This window comes from Acidobacteriota bacterium, from assembly GCA_035471785.1.
Classification (GTDB): Bacteria; Acidobacteriota; UBA6911; order RPQK01; family DATIPO01; genus JANQFM01.
This window is the reverse complement of the sequence record DATIPQ010000095.1, coordinates 12,933-32,737: the sequence shown is the minus strand read 5'-3', so window position 1 is coordinate 32,737 and position 19,805 is coordinate 12,933. Positions and strand designations below refer to the sequence as shown.

The 19,805-nt window shown below is 61.6% G+C and carries 18 protein-coding genes; 10 read left to right on the top strand and 8 right to left on the bottom strand.

All coding sequences use genetic code 11. From position 1 onward, the window contains the following. Positions 1-47: 47 nt before the first annotated feature. The 4 genes from VLU25_13285 to rpsO form a co-directional block, all read right to left on the bottom strand. A complete protein-coding gene (locus VLU25_13285; protein ID HSR68904.1) occupies positions 48-2,390 on the bottom strand; it encodes an endonuclease MutS2 in 2,343 nt (780 codons plus the stop codon). 4 nt (positions 2,391-2,394) lie between these two features. Next, entirely contained in the window at positions 2,395-3,156 is a 762-nt protein-coding gene (gene larB, locus VLU25_13280) for a nickel pincer cofactor biosynthesis protein LarB (GenBank protein HSR68903.1), read from the bottom strand. Further along, entirely contained in the window at positions 3,153-5,255 is a 2,103-nt protein-coding gene (pnp, locus tag VLU25_13275) for a polyribonucleotide nucleotidyltransferase (GenBank protein ID HSR68902.1), read from the bottom strand. The genes larB and pnp overlap by 4 nt, the downstream gene beginning before the upstream one ends. A gap of 155 nt (positions 5,256-5,410) precedes the next feature. After that, complete coding sequence (rpsO, locus tag VLU25_13270; protein HSR68901.1) at positions 5,411-5,680, bottom strand: 30S ribosomal protein S15; 270 nt, start codon at positions 5,678-5,680, stop codon at positions 5,411-5,413. Between the two features lie 187 nt (positions 5,681-5,867). Here rpsO and VLU25_13265 point away from each other — a divergent pair, with 187 nt between their 5' ends. Then, positions 5,868-6,587 (top strand): histidine phosphatase family protein, encoded by a 720-nt coding sequence (locus VLU25_13265; GenBank protein HSR68900.1) that lies wholly within the window; start codon positions 5,868-5,870, stop codon positions 6,585-6,587. 38 nt (positions 6,588-6,625) lie between these two features. Then, positions 6,626-8,494, top strand: coding sequence for an acyl-CoA synthetase (locus VLU25_13260; GenBank protein ID HSR68899.1), 1,869 nt, complete (start codon positions 6,626-6,628; stop codon positions 8,492-8,494). Here VLU25_13260 and VLU25_13255 read toward each other — a convergent pair whose 3' ends face one another. Together VLU25_13255 and VLU25_13250 are read right to left on the bottom strand one after the other, a co-directional pair. Further along, on the bottom strand, positions 8,495-9,898 hold the full coding sequence (locus tag VLU25_13255; protein HSR68898.1) for an isocitrate/isopropylmalate family dehydrogenase: 1,404 nt from the start codon (positions 9,896-9,898) through the stop codon (positions 8,495-8,497). A gap of 33 nt (positions 9,899-9,931) precedes the next feature. Further along, complete coding sequence (locus tag VLU25_13250; protein ID HSR68897.1) at positions 9,932-11,089, bottom strand: dipeptidase; 1,158 nt, start codon at positions 11,087-11,089, stop codon at positions 9,932-9,934. 217 nt (positions 11,090-11,306) lie between these two features. On the opposite strand from VLU25_13250, the gene VLU25_13245 reads away from it, so the two are divergent. Together VLU25_13245 and VLU25_13240 are read left to right on the top strand one after the other, a co-directional pair. Further along, on the top strand, positions 11,307-11,552 hold the full coding sequence (locus tag VLU25_13245) for a hypothetical protein (GenBank protein HSR68896.1): 246 nt from the start codon (positions 11,307-11,309) through the stop codon (positions 11,550-11,552). Beyond that, positions 11,549-11,953 (top strand): type II toxin-antitoxin system VapC family toxin, encoded by a 405-nt coding sequence (locus VLU25_13240; GenBank protein ID HSR68895.1) that lies wholly within the window; start codon positions 11,549-11,551, stop codon positions 11,951-11,953. Before VLU25_13245 ends, VLU25_13240 begins: the two co-directional genes overlap by 4 nt. A gap of 4 nt (positions 11,954-11,957) precedes the next feature. On the opposite strand, the gene VLU25_13235 is transcribed toward VLU25_13240, so the two are convergent. Next, a complete protein-coding gene (locus tag VLU25_13235; protein ID HSR68894.1) occupies positions 11,958-12,869 on the bottom strand; it encodes an ATP-binding protein in 912 nt (303 codons plus the stop codon). Between the two features lie 53 nt (positions 12,870-12,922). Then, on the bottom strand, positions 12,923-13,462 hold the full coding sequence (locus VLU25_13230; GenBank protein ID HSR68893.1) for a cob(I)yrinic acid a,c-diamide adenosyltransferase: 540 nt from the start codon (positions 13,460-13,462) through the stop codon (positions 12,923-12,925). Between the two features lie 360 nt (positions 13,463-13,822). Here VLU25_13230 and VLU25_13225 point away from each other — a divergent pair, with 360 nt between their 5' ends. From VLU25_13225 to VLU25_13200, 6 genes are read left to right on the top strand one after another with little or no spacing between them, the layout of a single operon-like run. Continuing rightward, positions 13,823-14,272 (top strand): hypothetical protein, encoded by a 450-nt coding sequence (locus VLU25_13225; protein ID HSR68892.1) that lies wholly within the window; start codon positions 13,823-13,825, stop codon positions 14,270-14,272. After that, positions 14,269-15,051: an electron transfer flavoprotein subunit beta/FixA family protein gene (locus tag VLU25_13220; protein HSR68891.1), complete on the top strand. Its 783-nt coding sequence runs from the start codon at positions 14,269-14,271 to the stop codon at positions 15,049-15,051. The genes VLU25_13225 and VLU25_13220 overlap by 4 nt, the downstream gene beginning before the upstream one ends. Positions 15,052-15,073: 22 nt before the next feature. After that, a complete protein-coding gene (locus VLU25_13215) occupies positions 15,074-16,054 on the top strand; it encodes an electron transfer flavoprotein subunit alpha/FixB family protein (GenBank protein ID HSR68890.1) in 981 nt (326 codons plus the stop codon). A 25-nt stretch (positions 16,055-16,079) separates the two neighbouring features. Next, complete coding sequence (locus tag VLU25_13210; GenBank protein HSR68889.1) at positions 16,080-17,120, top strand: zinc-binding dehydrogenase; 1,041 nt, start codon at positions 16,080-16,082, stop codon at positions 17,118-17,120. A 39-nt stretch (positions 17,121-17,159) separates the two neighbouring features. Then, complete coding sequence (locus VLU25_13205) at positions 17,160-18,122, top strand: aldo/keto reductase (protein ID HSR68888.1); 963 nt, start codon at positions 17,160-17,162, stop codon at positions 18,120-18,122. Positions 18,123-18,180: 58 nt separating this feature from the next. Beyond that, the gene (locus tag VLU25_13200) at positions 18,181-19,704 is read left to right on the top strand and encodes an AAA family ATPase (protein ID HSR68887.1); all 1,524 of its coding nucleotides are present in this window, start codon (positions 18,181-18,183) and stop codon (positions 19,702-19,704) included. Positions 19,705-19,805 lie beyond the last annotated feature (101 nt).

Here is a 19,805-nt window from a genome sequence, read left to right as displayed (position 1 = left end):
GAATTCATTCTCCTGCGGAATTTCTCGTCAGACGGCGGCCAAACCGCTCATTCGCGAAGCGTGACGAAGGTTGCGCCGCCGTCGCGCTTATAGCTTCTCACATGAGGGTGGGTCTTCAGAAATTCGCCCACCGCTTCTTTCAGCCTCCCCGTGCCGTGCCCATGAATGATACGCACTTCGCGGTGCTCGCTCAAGACGGCCTGATCGAGATACTTGTCGGCCTCGATGACGGCCTCTTCCACGGTGCGTCCGATCAAGTTCAACTGAGGCGAGACCTCGGCTTGAGAGGCCTGCAGGGAAACGTTCTTGGGAAGCTTCCTCTTTCCTCCCGATTCTTTCTCTTCGGCCTTTAACTGCTCCAGCGGGCAGTCCATGCGCTTGCCCCCGAAGTCGACGTGGGCCTGGCCCTCTTCGACTCTGATCACCTTGCCCCGCTTTCCGAAAAGCGTGTGGCTGACCCAGTCTCCGGCTTGCAGCGAGGGAGGGCTTTGGCTTTCTCCTTCGACGTCCTGGCTGCGCTCGCGGCGCACCTGGCGGCGGAAGGCCTCCTTGAGGGCGGCTTGTTTCTGCTGCAGTTGGCGGCGGGCTTTGGCCGATTCAAAACGGTCCTTGACGCTCTTCAGATAGCGGTCGCCCTGGCGCTTGAACTCGCGCGCCCATTTCTCGAGGGTTTTCTCGAATTCTTTCTCCTGCCGGGCCAGTTGACGGCTGTGACGCTCTTCCAGTCGGCGCTTTTCTTCCTCCATTTGCCGGCTCAGCTCCCGCGCTTCGTCCTTGGCCGCGCGGGCCTCGTCCAATTCCCGGCGCAAATGACGCAGATATTGCTCGGCCTGCTGGTCGGTTTCCTTCATCAGTCCGCGGGCCTGTTCCACGATGGCCTGGGGGAGTCCCAGCCGCTGGGCCACCTCCAGTCCGCTGGAGCCGGCCGAGAGTCCGAAGCGGATGCGGTAGGTGGGGGCCTGAGTCTTGGGATCGAGTTCCACGCAGGCGTTGATCAGGCCCTTCTCGGTGGCTGCGAAGACCTTGACCGACTGGTGATGAGTGGTGGCGATGACCAGGGCCTGACGCTTGCGGAAATGATCGATGACGGCGATGGCCATGGCCGCGCCGTGGACGGGATCTGTTCCGGTGCCGATTTCATCGAGCAGGATCAGCGTAGGCCTCCCGTCCTCTCCGGACAAGGCTTCCATCATGGAGCTGATGCTGAGCACATGAGCCGAAAAGGTGCTCAAGTGCTGGGAGATGGATTGGTGGTCTCCGATGTCGGCCAAAACCGCCCTGAAGATGGGCAGCACGGCGTTCTCGGCTGGAACCGGGAGTCCGCATTGGGCCATCAGCGAGAGCAGACCCACGGTCTTGAGGGCCACTGTCTTGCCCCCGGTATTGGGGCCGCTGATGATCAATCCGTTCTCTTCCCGGGAGAGGCGGATGTCGATGGGCACCACCTTCTCGTCGCCCAGACTGGCAAGCAGCAGGGGATGGCGGGCTTGGCGCAGGTCGAGGCGGGAGCCTTCCTCCAGCGCGGGCAGCACGCAGCGGAACTTGTCGGCGTACTCGCAGGCGGCCATCAGGGCGTCGACGCGGGCGATCAGATCGGAGATCAGGCGCAGATTCTCGATCTCTTCCCGCATGCGGTCGCTGAGTCGGGCCAGGATCTGGCGGATGAGCTCCTGCTCGCGCTCCTGATAGTAGATGAACTGGTTGTTGAGTTCGACGGCGCTGAGAGGCTCGATGAAGACGGTGGCCCCCGAGGAGCTGGCGCCGTGAACGACACCGGGTATGCTGCTTTGCCTCTCGGTTTTGACGGGGATTACGAAGCGTCCGTTGCGGCTGGTGACGTAGGCGTCCTGGATGACCGAGTCAGACCTCTTCTGGAGCAGGGCCCGCAGGTGCTTTTGGGCCTCTTTGCGGCTCTTGACGGCCTGGTTGCGGACCTTGGCCAGTTGGGGATGGGCCTGGTCGCGGATCTCCCCGTTGGGGTCGAAGATGCGCTCGATCTCGGAGAGCAAGCGGTCGGGCGGGTCGAGCGGACGCGTCCACTGGGCCAGCAGAGGCCATTCCTGGGGGTCGAAGGTCTTGCGCAGGTACTGCCCTGTCTTGAGCACCTCGGCCAAGTCGAGGCATTCAGACGGCTCCAGCACGGAGGCCCGCTCGTTGAGCTTCTCCAGCAGCGGACGCGGGTCTTCGAGGTGGGCGAAGGCGACCCGGGACTCCTGGGACACGAAGCGCACGGCTTCCTCCAGGCGCTGCAGGCGCTGCTGCAGACGCTCGGGTTCCCGCAGGGGCTGGAGGGCGGCCAGGCGGGCGCGTCCCGCCGGGGTGTGGGCGAACTGCTCCAGCAGGGCGACGGCCTCGTCGAATCCGAGCAGTTGGCGGGTTTCCTGGTCCATGGCCCTAGGCGTCCGGGAAAGTTCGTTGTCGGTTGATGAGGGCTGCCGAATAGCCCGCTCCGAAGCCGTTGTCGATGTTGACCACGGTCACGTTGGAGGCGCAGGAATTGAGCATTCCCAGCAGAGCGGCCAGTCCGCCGAAGGAGGCGCCGTAGCCGATGCTGGTGGGGACGGCGATGACGGGGATGTCGACAAGTCCGCCCACCACGCTGGGCAGCGCCCCTTCCATGCCGGCGGCCACCACAACCACGCTGCAACGGCGCAGCATCTCGCGCTGCCCCAGGATGCGGTGCAGTCCGGCCACTCCAACGTCGTAACAGCAGTGTACCCGGTTGCCCATGATGCGGGCGGTGACGGCAGCCTCCTCGGCCACCGGGATGTCGGCGGTTCCGGCGCAGAAGATCCCGATCTGGCCGCGTCCGTTTTCTTGGGGTTGGCGCACCACGCTGACGGCGCGGCTGAGGTCATGAAACTGGCAGGGGAAATCGGCGCTGAGCGATTCGGCGACCTGGGAAGAGGCCCTGGTGATGAGCAGGTTGGGGTGGCGCTGAAGGGCCTGGCGGGCGATGGAGACGATCTGCCGGCCGGTTTTCCCTTGGCCGAAAATGACCTCGGGAAAACCGTGACGCAGACTGCGGTGATGATCGATCTTGGCGAAACCGAGATCCTGATAGGGCAGATCCCGAAGGAGTTCCAGAAGGCGCTCTTCGGAGATCTTGCCCTCTTTGTAGTCTCTGAGTGCTCGCTTCAGATCGTCTTCGATCATCGTCCTCGGCGGCGTTCGCCCCGCTGCTCGCGCAAAACGGCTTTGCGGCTGAGGCGGATTTTGCCGCTGGGATCGACGTCCAGCACCTTGACCATGATCTTGTCGCCCACCCTGATCTCTTCGCGGATGTCCTTGATGTGGCGTTCCGCGATCTCGGAGATGTGCAACAGCCCTTCCGTTCCCGGCAGGATTTCAACGAAGGCGCCGAAGTCGACCACTTTGACCACCTTGCCCATGTAGGTCCGGCCCACTTCAGGCGAGGCGGTGATTTCTTCGATGATTTTGATGGCTTTCTGAGCCGATTCGCCGTCCACCGAAGCGATCTTGACGGTTCCGTCGTCTTCGATATCGATCTTGACGCCGGTCTGGTCGATGATGCTGCGGATCTGCTTGCCGCCCGGACCGATGACTTCGCCGATCTTGTCGACCGGAATCGTGATGGTGACGATGCGGGGAGCGTAGCTGGAAATATCCTGGCGCGGCTCGCTGATGCTCTCGGCCATCTTGTCGAGGATGTGCAGGCGTCCCCGGCGGGCTTGCTCCAAGGCCTCGCTCATGATGGCCTTGGTGACGCCCGTGATCTTGATGTCCATCTGCAGGGCGGTCAGTCCATCGCGTGTTCCGGCCACCTTGAAGTCCATGTCTCCGTAGTGGTCCTCGAAGCCGGCGATGTCTGAGAGGATGACGTACTTGTCGCCCTCCTTGACCAGCCCCATGGCGACTCCGGCCACGGCCCGGGAGACGGGGACTCCGGCGTCCATCAGAGCCAGGCAGCCGCCGCACACGGTGGCCATGGATGAGGAGCCGTTGGATTCCAGGATTTCGGAAATGACACGGATGGTGTAGGGGAAGTCGTCGGGCGAGGGCATGGTGGGCGTGAGGGCCCTTTCAGCCAGGGCTCCGTGCCCGATCTCGCGGCGTCCGGGGCCACGCAGGAAGCGCGCTTCGCCGACGCTGAAGGGCGGGAAGTTGTAATGCAGCATGAAGCGCTTGGCGTCTTCACCGGCCAGGCCGTCGGTACGCTGGGCGTCGTCTTCAGTCCCCAGCGTGACCGTGCACAGGGCCTGGGTTTCGCCGCGGGTGAAGATGGCCGATCCGTGAGTGCGGGGCAGGTAGCCGACCTCGCTCCAGATGGGACGGATTTCGTCGTTTCCGCGGCCGTCGGTGCGGCGGCCTTCTCCCAGCAGTTGCTTGCGGAAGAGTTCTTCCTTGAGTCGGTTGAAAGAGTCGGCGTAGACCTCGGCCAACTCCTCATCCTCGCCGGCTGACTCGACCGCCTCATTCTTGCAGGCCTTGACGGCGTCGTCCTGGGCGTGTTTGCCCCGGGTGTTCATGGCCTCCACCAACTTGCTTGAAATCTGGGAAGAGACCTTGGCGTAGGCCTCCTGATCGCGCTGCGGCGGCTGGTACTCGCGCTTGGGGATGCCGCGCTTGGCTTGCAGCTCGCGGATGACGGCCACAATGCGCTTGATCTCCTCATGGGCGAATTCCAAAGCGTCCGCCATTTCCTGCTCGGAAATCTCTTTCGCTGCCGCCTCGACCATGACGATGGCATCGTCTGTTCCGGCGACCACCAGGTTGAGGCGGCTGTCCTCCAACTGAGTGTAGGTGGGATTGACCACGAATTCCCCCTCGATCAGTCCCACGCGGACGCATCCGATGGGACGGTGGAACGGTATGGGGGAGGCGTAAAGCGCCGCCGAGGCGCCTACCAGCGCCAAGGTGTCGGGGTTGACGTCCTCTTCGGCCGAGAGCACGAAGGCGATGACTTGCGTTTCATGCTGATAACCGTCGGGGAAGAGGGGACGGATGGGGCGGTCGATCAAGCGGCTGGTAAGCGTTTCCTTCTCTGAAGGACGTCCTTCGCGCTTGAAGAAGCCGCCCGGAAAGCGTCCCACCGCCGAGGTGTACTCGCGGTAGTCGCAGGTGAGCGGAAAAAACGATGCGTTCTCTTTGGGTTCGGTGTCGGAAACCGCTGTCACTAAGACCCGGGTGTCGCCGTAGCTCACCAAAGCGGCACCGTCGGCCTGCTTGGCCAACTTGCCCATCTCGATGTTGAGCTCGCCTCCACCGAGGGTCAGGTTTACAGATTCAATCATCTAAACCTTCCTCCAAGTGGGGAGGCCCCTGAATGAGGCCTGATCACGATATCTAGTACAAAAAATTTCAGATCTTGGGAAGGCAAACTGCCGATACTGCGGAGTCGGCAGAGGAGGAGGGCGCGGGACGCCTTTGCGTCCGGCATCTTCTTTTCCTACTTGCGAATGCCCAGGCGCTCGATCAGGCTCTTGTAGCGCTCGAAGTCGTGCTTCTTGAGGTAGTCCAGCAGGCGACGGCGCTTTCCGACCAGCTTCAACAGTCCCCGCCTGGAATGATGATCCTTCTTGTGGGTCTTGAAGTGCTCGGTCAAATAGGTGATGCGTTCACTCAGCAGCGCCACTTGGACCTCGGGGGAACCCGTGTCGGCGCCGTGCAACCGGTAGTTCTCGATCAGTTCCTCTTTGCCTGATTTCGTCAGAGCCATGATCTACTCTTCTTTTTATCCTCTAATCCTTATTGTCTTCTTCTCTTCTACTGTCAAAGAGAGGAAATGTATCAGAAAACCCGGCGCAAGTAAAATCGAAAGCGGCCCCTGTCGGCGTTGGGCTTGAAGGCAACGGCAGCGGCTGGGTAAGCTTACTGGCCGTGCGCCGGGGAGCGGTAGGACGGCAATGAGTTCTCTAGCGATGGTGCGCCATGCACAGGCTTCCTTTTTGACGGACGACTACGATCGCCTCTCCCGGCTTGGAGTGGAACAGGCGCGCCTGTTGGGACGTTATTGGGCTCGACGCAAGGTTGCCTTCGACCTGGTTTTCTGCGGTCCCCGCCGGCGCCAGCAAGACACCCAGTCCATCGTGGCTGGGGAAATGGAAAAGGCTGGACACCCCTGGCCTCAAGCCCGAGTCCTGGAGGGGCTGGACGAATACCCGGCAGAAGAGATCATGCGCGCTTTCGCTGCCCAGGTGGTGGCGGCCGACCAGCAACTCCAGCAGATCTCCGAGGAGTTCGAAGCCAGCCAGGACGCGCTCCGCCGCCAGCAGCTCTTCCAACATATCTTCGAGCAGGTGACGCGGAAATGGTTGAGCGGCGAACTGAAGTCCGACGGCGTCGAGTCCTGGCAGAGCTTTCGCCAGCGGGTGCTGGAGGCCTTGGAGAGCATCATGCGTCAAGCCGGTGGCGGCAGCCGGGTCGCCGTCTTCACCTCGGCCGGACCCATCGCCGTCACCATGGAAAGGGCCCTGGGCCACCCCCCTGAAACCACCCTGGAGTTGAGTTGGACGATCCGCAATGCGGCTCACAGCGAATTCCTCTTCACCGGGCGGCGGTTCAGCCTGGCGACCTTCAACACCCACCCCCATTTGGACGATGCGCGTCTGGTGACCTTCCGCTAACCTGTTCGCACCGGCATCAAGCCAGGAGGACGCTTTACTTGAAGATCGAAACCATTGAGGACATCCGCCGGATCGAGAAAGTGCCCCTCGAGCAGGCTTTGCAGGCGGAAAACAGCTATCAGATGATCGCTTCGGGAGCCGCAGGGCGGGGAGCCAGGACGGCCTTGCGCTTCATTCCCAGCGGGAGCGGCTACCGCAGCCCCGTCGACGTCAGCTACGAACAGTTGCTGGCACGCATCCACCAATGCGCCAACCTCCTGCATCACCTCGGGGTGGGGCCGCGGGAGGTGGTGACGCTCATGCTTCCCAACCTGCCCCAAACCCATTTCGCACTGTGGGGAGGGCAAGCCGCAGGCATCGTCAACCCCGTCAACCCGCTGCTGGGCGTCCGCACCCTGAGCGGAATCCTCAATGCCGCCCGCACCCGCGTCCTGGTGGCCTTGGGTCCCCACCCGCAAATCGACATCTGGCAAAAAGCCCTTCAACTCAAGCAGTCGGTTCCCACCTTGAAGACCCTGCTCAAGGTGGGGGGAGGCCAGACCGACCAGCCCGACGTCCTCGACTTCGAGGCCCAACTGGACCGGCACGACCCCTCGCGCTTGGAGAGCGGACGCCGGATCCAGAGCGGCGACATCGCCGCCTACTTCCATACCGGAGGAACTACCGGCACACCCAAGCTGGCCCGCCTGACCCACCGCAACCTGGTCTACAACGCCTGGGTGCTGAGCCGCATGGGAGGAACGGAAGACGACGACGTGCTGCTGTGCGGACTGCCCCTCTTTCACGTCAACGCCGTGGTCCTGTCGGGGCTGACGCCCTTCTCGATTGGAGCCCAAGTGGTGCTGCTTTCGCCTCAGGGCTACCGCGATCCCTCGGTGATCGAGAACTTCTTCGCCATCATCGAGCACTATGGGGCCACCAGCTTCAGCGCCGTACCCACCGTTTACGCACGGCTGTTGGAAACCGACTCCGAGCGGCACGACCTCTCCTCGCTGCGCTTCGCCATCTGCGGCGCCGCTCCCATGCCGGTAGGCCTCTTCAAGGCATTCCAAGACACCACGGGCTTGAAGATCCAGGAAGGCTACGGGCTGACCGAGGGCACCTGCGCCAGCGCCTGCAATCCCAAAGACGGCGAGCGCAGGGTGGGCTCCATCGGATTCAGGTTGCCTTATCAGGAAATGAAAGCGGTTCGCATTGCCGATGGACGCATCGAGCGCGAGTGCGGGAACGACGAGGTGGGAAACGTGATCATCAGGGGACCCAACGTCTTCGCCGGCTATGTGCGCGAGTCCGACGATCAGGGCGTGTTGCTGCAAGACGGGTGGCTGAATACGGGAGATCTGGGCCGCCGCGACGAGGACGGGTACTTCTGGCTCACCGGACGGCAGAAAGACCTCATCATCAGGGGCGGACACAACATCGATCCGGGCCCCATCGAAGAGGCTCTGCAGGGGCATCCGGCCGTGGCGCTGGCAGCGGCGGTGGGACGTCCCCACCCCGATGCCGGGGAGTTGCCCTCGGCCTTCGTCTCATTCAAACCGGGCGCCCAATGCCAGGTGGAGGAATTGCATGAGCGCTGCCGCCGCTTGATCGACGAGCGGGCCGCCTGGCCCAAGTACATCCAGATCCTGCCCGAGATCCCCGTCACGCCGGTGGGCAAAGTCTACAAACCGGGCTTGCGCCTGCTGGCCGCTCAGGCCGCCTTCAGGGAAGCCCTGCAAGAGGAATTGGAGCAGGTGCGTCCCTGGTCGGTGCGGGCCAAGCAGGATCCCGGCAGCGGAGTCGTGGTGGACGTCGAAGTGGAAGCTCCCATGGAGGAGCGTCCCGGCCTGCAGGACGCCATCGCCCGCGCCGTCAAGGGATTCTCGGTTCCCTGCAAGATCGTGTGGCGGCTGCCGGGAGAGTGATCACTCGCCCTGGGCCAGCGAGAACATGGGATCTCCGTCGCACAGGTGAAGCTTCTCCACGTGCACCCAGGGGTAGCCCTCAGCCACCTTTTTCAGCAGGTCGTGGATCTCCTCGTCGCTGACTTCACGCTCGGCCAGGTAGCGGCAACGGTACCAGTCGACCATGAAGATGTCGGGCTGGGGACCCGGATACATCTTGGTTCCGCGGTTGGAGACCATGTTCAATTGCAGGGGACCCACCTTCTTGGGCAGCTTGTCGATGCCGTCGCCGTGGGTAAAGACGTCGGCGCCCACCACGGTCCAATCCTTGGGCTCTTCGGTTGCGGCGTCCTCTTCCGAGACCCGAGGCATCTTGGGAGCTTTGCCCTGGTGGGCGATGTGCGATTTGGGATACCGGTCGCGGCGGGGCAAGGCGTTGATGACCACGCGGGTGAATTCCAGAGTGGTGGCGTGCCCTCCCAGATCGCGCGTGCGGATTCCCGACAGCAGCGCCATGCGCAAAGCGGTGTCGACGTCGTTGGCGTGATCGTGCATCCCCAGGTAGTGCAGCATCTGGATGGCGGAGAGCAGCAGCGCCGTGGGATTGGCCACCCCCTGCCCGGCGATGTCGGGAGCCGAGCCGTGGACGGCTTCGAAAACGGCCCGGTCGTCGCCGATATTGGCTGAAGGGGCCACGCCCAGGCCTCCCACCAGACCCGCGCACAGGTCGGAGACGATGTCGCCGAAGAGGTTGGGCAGTACCAGCACGTCGTACCTTTCGGGGTGCGACACCAACTGCATGCACAGGTTGTCGATAAGAATGTCGTCGCATTCCAGCTCGGGATATTCGGGCGCCAGCTCGCGGAAGGTTTCCAGGAAGAGGCCGTCGGTCATCTTCTGGATGTTGGCCTTGTGTACGCAGGTCACCTTGTCGCGTCCCATCGACTTGGCCATTTCCAGCGCGTAGCGGTTGACGGCCAGGCTGCCGGGACGGGTGATGATGCGCAGGCACTGTGCCACGTCGGGCGTCTGCCAGTGCTCGATGCCGCCGTAGGTATCTTCGATGTTCTCCCGCACCACGATCAGGTCGACGTCCGAGAAGCGGGTCTGCACCGAGGGCAGGCTGATGGCCGGACGCACGTTGGCGAACAGTCCCAGCGACTTGCGGATGGTGACGTTGACGCTCTTGTGTCCGCCGCCCACCGGCGTGGTGGTGGGCCCCTTCAAGGCCACCTTGTTGCGCTTGATGGATTCCAGCGTGTCCTGGGGAATCGGGGTCTTGTGGCGCTTGACGGCAGAGATCCCGGCATCGGCCGTCTCCCAGTCTAACGGAGCCCCGCTGGCCTCCAGCACGTCCTGCACGGCCTCGACGATTTCAGGTCCGATTCCGTCGCCCGGAATCAAGGTGATCTTCTTGCTCTCCATGCTGCTTCTCTCTGGCTGGTTGAGGGGAGGGCGTCAGTTGGAAGGGGCGGACTGCATCTCCTCCGCCACCTTTTCCACTTGGCGCCACACGCGCAGGGTGTTTTCCGAGGCGATCTTGCGCAAATCGTCCTCGCTGTAGCCGCGTTTGAGCAGCTCGGCAAAGAGGTTGGGGAGTTGGGAGGCGTCTTCCAGGCCCACCGGCAGAGAGCTGACGCCGTCGAAGTCCGACCCCAGGCCGACGTGTTCGATACCCACCAGGTCGCGCACATGGTCGATGTGGTCGGCTACGTCGGTGACGTGGGTCTTGGGGACGCCTTCGCGCTCGTCGTACTGGGCGATCCATTCCACGGCCTTGGGATCGTCGCGGTCGAGTTCGTTCTCATCCAGGTAGTTGCTGATGGCCATGTCGCGCTTGCGGGCCGCCTGCAGAAACTCGGCGCGCAGGAAGGCCGATCCGAAGTTGATCTGAATGACTCCGCCCTTCTCGGCCAGCTTCTCGATCATCTCGTCTCCCATGTTGCGTTCCCAATCGGGAGTGAAGTGCCGGCAGGAGGAGTGGGAGGCGATAACTGGGGCCCTGCTGATCTCCATGACCTGGTAGAAGGCATCATCGGAAATGTGGGAGACGTCGACCATCACGCCCAAGCGGTTCATCTCCTCCACCACCGTCTTGCCGAAGTCGCTGAGCCCCTTCCACTTGCGGTTGAGATCGTAGGAGGAATCGGAGATATGGTTGACCCGGGAGTGGGTCAGAGTAATGTAGCGGATGCCCCGTTCCTTGAAATGCCTCAGATTGGCCAGGTCGCCTTCCACGGGCGCGCCGTTCTCCATGCCCATGGGCAGAGCGATCTTGCCCGCTTTGAAGATCCGTTCCACGTCATCTGGAGAGTAGGCCACCTCGTACTTGTCGGGCCATTGCTCCTGGAAGCCCTCCACCATGTCGATCAGTTCATCGGCGAACTCTTTGGCCCCGCCGGTTTCCTGGTAGGTGGCCGGGATGTAGATGGACATGAAGGGGACGTCCAGCCCTCCCTCTTTGGCGCGGGGATAGTCGAAATGGCCGCCTTGGGTGCGTTGGGAGATGTCTTCGTATTCGTCGTTGAGCCGGTAGGGGATGTCGACGTGAGTATCGATCACCATGATGCTGCGGGCCAGTTCGCCAGCACGGTCCTTGAGCTGGTCCTCACTCATGGCGGCTGGCTCCTCCCGTCCAGCTTCTGTCGAACACCCCGCCAGGCAGAGCAGTAGAATCGAAGCAAGCAAGGTCAAAAAAATCGAGTAGCGCACCTTAATACCCCCCCCTGTCTTTACTGCCGAAAACGGTCGAGAAGCCGATATTAACACGTTCTCCCCCGGCGTCTCCCGTGCAAGGCTGCTGCTCATTGCGACGGCGTGCTATCCTGTTGATATGGGTACGTTGGTCATCAGCGACATTCCAGATGATCTGCTCGGCGAGCTCAAGAAGCGCGCAATCGCCGAGGGAGACACTGTCGGCAACCAAGCGCTGAAGGTTCTGAAGCAGAACATTCGCGAAGGAGCCTACTCAAGACGCCGTTCCGGTCTGATCGATGAAATTTTGGAAGTGCCCATCCCCCCCCTCCCGGCACCAGTCCCTTCCTCAGCGGACCTCATTCGTGAAGACCGTGAGCGATGATCGTTCTCGATGCTAGCGCTGCTATCGAACTAATCATGCAACGCCCCTGCGGAGGACTAATCGCTAGGCAGTTGCGGGAAACGGACGCTGTTTGGGTGCCCGACCTCTTTTTCTCAGAAGTGGCCAACGCTCTTTGGAAACTGACGGCGTTCGCCGGTCTGGAAGAGAAAACCGGGTCGCTGTTGCTCCGCCTGACTTTGGCTCTGCCTGACCACGTCGAGGATTCGTCTGAACTGGTGGAAAGCGCTTTCCAACTCGCTGGCCAACTCAGAAGACCTGTCTACGATTTCCTCTACCTGAGACTTGCCGAAACCAAACAAGCCACACTGGTTACCATGGACCACAAGCTGGCTAGCACGTGCCGGGATCTCAAGGTTAGGGCATATCTGCCTTCTACTTGAGACCTCACTCACCCAGAGATTCCCCCGTTTGCTCGTCTTCGGAATAGACTGCATGTTCCCCGCAACTGTCACACCTGACATAAAACTCTTTTTGTTTTTTGTCTTCGACAAAGGCTTCGCTCATAATGCTTACGGCATCCGATCCACAGGCCGGGCAGACGAGTTTCGGGGAGTCGACCCGTCTTTGGGGAAGACCACTTTGCACGGGAGTTTTCCTGACAATCCTGTCTTGCCTTCTCCTAAAATCCTCGCCGGAGACTCGTAATATCCGGCACATTTCATTGAGCCTGGAGAACAACCGCTTGCCGATCCGCGACTCCAAATTTTCAGCAGGTCTGGGACGCTCCGCGACTGAGTCTCCTGCAGGTCTTCGGCTTGGACGGTGGAGAAGGATATTGCTTGTCAGGATCGTCGGCCTCTGGTTAAGATAGCGATCGTTGAGGATTGTATCAATAGTTTCCCTGGCCCACTCCGTGCCTCGACTGGCTCCCAGATCGTCCCAAACAAGTACATCGACCTCCGAAAGAGGTACCATCAATTCCCGTTCTGTCATCCTGGAATCTGGCCCGTAGGAATACTGCAGATCCTTGAGCAGAACCTTCTCATCCACGAATTTCCCCGCCACAAGTTTCCTTGAGATCAGATGGTTCAAAGCAGCGATAGCTAGGTGAGTCTTTCCAACTCCAGTCGGGCCAATTAAGAGGACTCCACGAATCTCAAGCGGGTACTTGTCGGCGAAATTCTTCATCATGAAGTGCGCCTTGCGCTGCGACTCGTGCACAGATCGGTAATTTTCGAATGTCTTATCGCGATATCGAGGAGGAATCCGAGCCTGAGCCAGCAGGCGGCGGCGTTTGTTGTCGGCGCTGCAACGGGGGCAGGGGACGGCGACTTCGACGCCTTCCCGTTCTTCCATGATCCATCCCGCGCCCTGGCAGCGGGAGCAAGCCTCGGGATGGGGGTTGCGCCTCAGCCGGTCCACAGCACCTCCCGTCCGCCTCCCCGGGTGTTCTCGTAGCGGGCCATCACGAAGAGCAGATCGGAGAGCCGGTTGAGAAAGACCAGCAAGTGGGGATTCATGTCGTCCTGGCGCATCAGCGCAACCAGCTCGCGTTCGGCGCGCCGACACACCGAGCGGGCCATGTGCAGGTGAGAGGCCGCCAGCGATCCTCCGGGCAGGATGAAGTTCTTGAGGGGAGGGAGATCCTCTTGCATCTCGTCGATCCACTCCTCCAACGTGGCGCATTGGGCTTCTCCCACCCGCTCCACCCTGCGCTTGCTGTCCAGGGTGGTGGCCATATCGGCTCCGGCGCTGAAAAGCAGGTTCTGGAGACTCTCGATCCGCCGCCGGACAAGTTCGACAGCCGAGGTGGCGCCCGCCACACCCAGTACCGAGTTGAGTTCGTCCAGTGTTCCGTAGGCCGCAACCCGCAGGGAATCCTTGTCCACCCGCTCGCCGCTGAAAAGAGCCGTGCGCCCGCTGTCTCCGGTCTTGGTGTAGATCTTCATGACGTCCAGTCCCTTGCCGCCAGAGGAAACTTCACGATAGCACGGCTGAGTGAGCGAAGTCGAAGCCTCTCGACGGCCCTTGGGCGGCGCTGTTTGAAGAAGAGGAATTGCAGTCAAATGACGGATGACATAGAATCCTGGGTGTGCGCTCACTCGCAGCGCGGGACGATAACGGCGTCTGAGATGCCCCGTCACATCCCCAAGCTGTAAGCGGCGGCCGCCTCGGCCGTCCTTCTGAGCCGCCAGACTTCCCTGAGATCCGTCACAGCACGGTGGTCCACTTGGACGGGGCAGACCATATCTTTGTCTGGATATTTCCGATGGGGCGCACGAACTCTCTTTGAAAGCGAGAATCAAATCATGAACAGAAAGTATCGCCAGCGTGGTTACCAGGACGACGGCGGCAAGGACAAAAAGAGCCGCCGCTCAGGCAAGCCATCCGGCACCCAGTGGCGGGAAGGGCCGCGCTCGCCGCGAATGATGGGCTTCCAAAAGCTGGCCCGTTGTTCCATGTGCGGCGCCGAGGTTCCCACTCTGGACGACATCGAGCCTTCCAGCGTTTGTCCGCAGTGCGAGAACGACTTGCACACCTGCCGCAACTGCGTCTTCTTCGACACGTCGGCCCGCTTCGAGTGCACCCAGCCCATCCCGGAACGGGTTACCCCCAAGGACCGCCGCAACCAGTGCGAGTTCTTCGAGATCAAGAGCCGGGTCGAGAAAAAGACGACATCGACCAAGAAGAGGACGGTGGGCAGTTCCTCGGACGACCTGGATCCGCGGGAGGCGTTTGAGAGGTTGTTCAAGAAATGAAGATCATAAGCTGCCTTAAAGAAGTGCCCGCCCGCGACACCCGTTATCAGGTGGACTCGGGCCAACACTGGATAGAAGAAGGCGGGCTGACTCTGGAAATCAACGAATGTGACGAGTACGCGCTGGAAGAGGCGCTCAAGCTGCAGGAAGCTCACGGCGGCGAGGTGTCGATCCTGACCGTGGGCGGGGCCCGCTCCGAGAAATCGATCCGCAAGGGACTGGCCATGGGCGCCAAACAGGCCATCCTGGTGGAGGACGAAGAGCGGCGCGTCAACCATCCCTATGCCGCCGCCAAGGTGATGGCTCAGGCGCTGCAGGATGAAGAGTTCGATCTGGTCTTGGCCGGTACTCAGTCCGACGACTACAGCTACGCCCAGACCGGCGTCATGCTGGCCGAGATGCTGGGCTTGCCCCACGCCACCATCGTCATGGAGATCGAAGCCAAGCCGGATGAGAAGAAGATCAAGGCCTTGCGCGAGATGGAAAGCGGCTGGTTTCAGTGGGTGGAGATGCCCCTGCCCGCGGTCCTCACCATTCAGGCCGGCAGTTCCCAGGTGCGCTACCCTTCCCTGCCCAACATCATGAAGGCCAAGAGGAAAGAGATACGCCGCATCCCCCTGGACGACCTGGGGGTCGACCTGGAAAGTATGCCCCGCCTCGAAATCAGCAGGCTCTATTTCGAGGAGGCCGAAGGCAAAGCCGAGATTCTGGAAGGCGACACCCGAAGCGTCGTCGACCTGCTGGTGGAAAAGCTGCGAAAAGAAGCCCGCGTGCTCTAGTTCGAGTTAAGGATAGAAGACGATGGCAGAGAAGATTTACGTGTTGATAGACCACGGTCAAGGGGAGGTCCGCAACGGATCGCTGGAAGCCCTGGCCTGGGGACAGAAGATGGCCGCTGAGAGGGGAGGCGAAGTTCACGCCGTCATGCTGAGCGGACCGGATCAGGAAGCCGCCCGCCAGGTGGCCGATTCAGCCCAGGCTTCTTCCCTCCTGTGGCTGCGCCACGAGCGCCTGGCCGACTACGACCCCGACGCCTACGCGGCGGCCCTCAAAGACCTCGTTCGAGCAGACAAGCCGGGGCTGCTGCTGATGGCCCACATCTACCAGAACATCGACCTGGCTCCCAAGCTGGCCGTAGCGGTCGAAGGCTGCTTGATCACCGATTGCATCGGCCATAAACGCGACGACGGCGGACTGGTCTTCGTCCGCCAGATGTTCCGCAACAAGCTCAACGCCGACATCCGTCCCTCTTCCGGCCATCCCTGCATCGCCACCTTGCAGGCGGGAGCGGTCAGCCGCGACGAATTGCAGGCCGGCCAGAGTCCGCTGCAGGAACGCCAAGCCGATCTCGACCAAGTGCCGCAAAGGCGCGTCAGCCTCGAGAAGATCGGCGCCGGAAAGGGCCAGGTCGACCTCACCAAAGCCGATGTCATCGTGGGAGTGGGCCGGGGCGTCAAGAAAGAAGAAAACCTCGCCATGGTGCGCGAGCTGGCCGAGGTGCTGGGAGCGGAGATCGGCGCCAGCCGGCCCGTGGTCGACAACGACTGGATGGAGCGGGAACGCCAGATCGGCAGCTCCGGACAAAACGTCTCGCCCAAGCTCTACATCGCCCTGGGCATCTCGGGCGCCATTCAGCACATCGTAGGCATGAAGGGCTCCAACACCATCGTGGCCGTCAACACCGATCCCAACGCCCCCATCTTCAACATCGCCACTTACGGCATCGTGGGAGACCTCTTCGAAATCGTGCCCGCGCTCATCGAGAAGCTGCGCGCCGATTAACTCTTCGCTCAGTCTCAAGGACTCCATGAAAGCTCTCTTTTTCGAGCAACACGGTTCACTCGAACAACTGCGCTTCGGCCAACAGCCGACTCCCCGACCGGGGCGGGGCGAGGTGCTGGTGCGTACCGAAGCGGCATCCATCAACCACCTCGACCTCTACGTCATCGGCGGACTGCCGGGAGTCGACCTTGAAATGCCCCACATTCCGGGATCGGACGGAGCGGGCGTAGTGGAAGAGGCAGGACCTGAGGTGGAAGGACTGAAAGCCGGCGACCGCGTCATGCTCAACGCCTGCGTGTGGTGCGGACGCTGCGAGTTCTGCCTGGAGGGCGAACAAAGCCAATGCGTGCGCCTGAAGATCCTGGGCGAGCACCGCAAAGGCACCTTCGCTCAGTTCTTCGCCGCCCCCGAGAGCAGCTTGGCCCGCATTCCCGAAGGCGTCTCCTTCCAAACCGCCGCCGCCTATTCGCTGGTTTTCCAAACCGCCTGGCGGATGCTGGCTTCAAGATGCCGGCTGCAAGCCGGACAGGACATCTTCATTCACGGCATCGGAGGAGGGGTGGCCACCGCCTGCCTGCAAATCGCCAAACTGGCCGGCTGCCGAGTCTTCGTCACTTCCTCGGCCCAGGAAAAGCTCGATCGGGCTCTGGAACTGGGAGCCGACTTCGCCTACAACTACCTGGAAACCGACGTCGTCAAGGCGGTGGCCGAGGAAACCGGCAAACGGGGCGTTGACGTGGTCGTCGACAGCGTGGGAAACGCCACTTGGGTGAACAGCCTGAAGATGGTGCGCCGTGGAGGAAAGATCGTCACCTGCGGAGCCACCACCGGCCCCAATCCGGCCACCGAGATCCGCCTCATCTTCTGGAAGCAGATCGACATTCTGGGCTCCACCATGAGCAACGCCAGGGAATATGAGCAAGTGGTCCAGTTGCTGGGCCAGGGGCGCCTGGAACCCGTCATCGACCGCGTTTTCCCGCTCTCGGAGGGCCGCCAGGCCTTGCAGTACGTGAGCGACCGCAAGCAGTTCGGCAAGGTCGTGCTGCGGCCTGAAGACTCGCCATAATCCGCTCTACAAACCGCAATCTCAGTCAGAGAAAGCACCATGCAATATCGAAGCTTAGGACGAACCGGACTCCAGGTTTCCGAGATCGGATTCGGCGCCTGGGGCATCGGCGGCCAGATGTGGAAAGGCGGCGACGACAAGCAGTCGCTCAAAGCCCTCCACAGGGCGGTCGAGAAAGGTATTAATTTCTTCGACACCGCGCTGGCCTACGGAAACGGCCACAGCGAGTCCCTGATCGGAAAGCTCCTGGAGGAGCGGGAGGAAGAGCTGTTGGTGGCCACCAAGATCCCTCCCTTCAACCAGCGCTGGCCGGCCCAGGGGACGCTCGAGGAAGCCTTCCCCCGCCACCACATCGTCAACAGCGTCGAGACCAGCCTCAAGAACCTGGGGCAGGACTGCCTCGACCTGGTTCAGTTGCATGTGTGGGATCCCTCCTGGGCCCGGGACCTGCGCTGGCACGAGGCCTTGTGCGACCTGCGCCAAATGGGCCGGCTGCGCTTTTTCGGCATCTCCATCAACGACCACCAGCCCCAAACGGCCAGGGAAGTGGTGGAAAGAGGCCTGGTCGACTGCGTCCAGGTCATCTACAACATCTTCGATCAGAGTCCCGCCGACGAACTCTTTCAGCTTTGCTCCGAGAAGCGGGTGGGAGTCATCGTACGGGTGCCCTTCGACGAAGGCGCCCTGACCGGCAAAGTCACGCCCGACACCCATTTTTCCCGCCGCGATTGGCGCAGCAGGTATTTTGCCGGCGAGCGCAAGGAGCAGGTCTGGGAACGGGTGCAGAAAATCGTCTCGGAGACGGGTATCGAGCTGGAGCAACTGCCCGCTCTGGCCCTGCGCTTCTGTCTTCAGCCCAAGGCTGTAGGGACGGTGATTCCCGGCATGCGCCGGGTGGAACACGTGGAGGCCAACGCGGCCGTCAGCGACCTGGGATCGCTGGAGGAAGAAACTCTGCAAATTCTCAGGAGCCAGCGCTGGGAAAAGAACTTCTACCCGTGAGCCAAAATCGGGGCCGTCCCTTGACGTAGCCCTCCAGCGATCTTAGGAGAAGGATTTCATGGATAACAAGAACATCGACGACTTGAAGAAATTCCTCGACCAGAGCGGTCTGCGCCTCGGCTTCGGCCCTCAGCAGCAAACCCAACAGGAGGAGGACGGCGAGGACGAAAGCCGGCAGCGGCGGGACCAGGCGCTGCAGTTCGACTTTCGGCCCAGCCAGATCAAAGAATACCTCGACCGCTACGTGATTCAGCAAGACGACGCCAAGAAGGTGCTGGCTACGGCGGTCTGCGACCACTACCACAACGTCCAGACCAACATGCGGACGAACGAGGACAACCGCGATTACAAGAAACAGAATATCCTGCTCATCGGACCCACCGGCGTGGGCAAGACTTATCTGGTTCAAAACATCGCCCGTCTCATCGGCGTTCCTTTCGTCAAGGCCGATGCCACCAAGTTTTCCGAAACCGGCTACGTAGGCGGCGACGTGGAGGACCTGGTGCGCGAGCTGGTGCACCAGGCCCAGGGCGACATTCAGTTGGCCGAGTACGGCATCGTCTATCTGGACGAGATCGATAAGATCGCCGGCGCCCGCAATCTGAGCGGACGCGACGTCAGCGGCCACGGCGTGCAGCGGGGCATGCTCAAGCTGATGGAGGAAACCGAGGTTCCGCTGCGCTCGCCCACCGACATCGCGGGCCAGATGCAGGCCCTGATGGAGTTTCAGACCAAGGGCAAGATGGAGAAGAAGACCATCAGCACCAAGAACATTCTCTTCATCGTCAGCGGGGCTTTCGACGGACTGCTCGAGATCATCAAAAAGCGCATCGGCAGCAAGCGCATCGGCTTCCAGGAAGGCGAACGGATCGACGAGCATCAGATCTACGGCATGGCCCGCTCGGTTGACTTCATCGAGTTCGGTTTCGAGGCCGAGTTCATCGGCCGCCTGCCGGTCTACGTCCACTGCAACCAATTGGATGCCGAGGACTTGTTCAAGATCCTCAAGTACTCCGAAGGTTCCTTGCTCAAGCAGTACAAGCGCGACTTTCTGGCCTACGGAATCGACGTCTTCTTTACCGACGAAGGCATGAAGGCCATGGCCCAGGCTGCCGTCAAGGAGCAAACCGGGGCGCGCGGCCTGATGACGGTGGGTGAAAAAACCTTCCGCGAGTACAAGTACATGCTGCCCGACAATCCCCAGGTCAAGGAATTCGTGGTGGAAGCCGACCTGGTGGAAGATCCGCAGGCGAAACTCGAAAAGCTCCTGGCCGATCCCGAGATGTACCGGGACCGGATCAACGGCTTCCAGACCGTCAAGTTCGCCGAATTCTTCAAGCAGAAATTCGGAATCGAAGTCACGGTGACGAGAGAAGCCGTCGAGCACCTCAAGATGAAGGCGTCCAAAGAAGAGGCCGACGCCGAGGACTATTTGACGCGGCTTTTCGGGGAGTACGAGCACGGCCTCAACCTGCTGCGAAACGCCGAGGCGGCCGATGCCTTCGAGATTACGCCCGAAGTCATCGATCAGCCCTCGCAGAGCCTGGACGGGTGGATTCGCCGCAGTTACAAGCGCGACTGAGCCGGCGGGCTTGAGCCTGTGACGGGGGAAGCCGGCTAGAACAGCCGGTCATAAAACCTGAGCCAGCGCCTACCTGTGCAGTCCCGTCTGAATAATAAAGA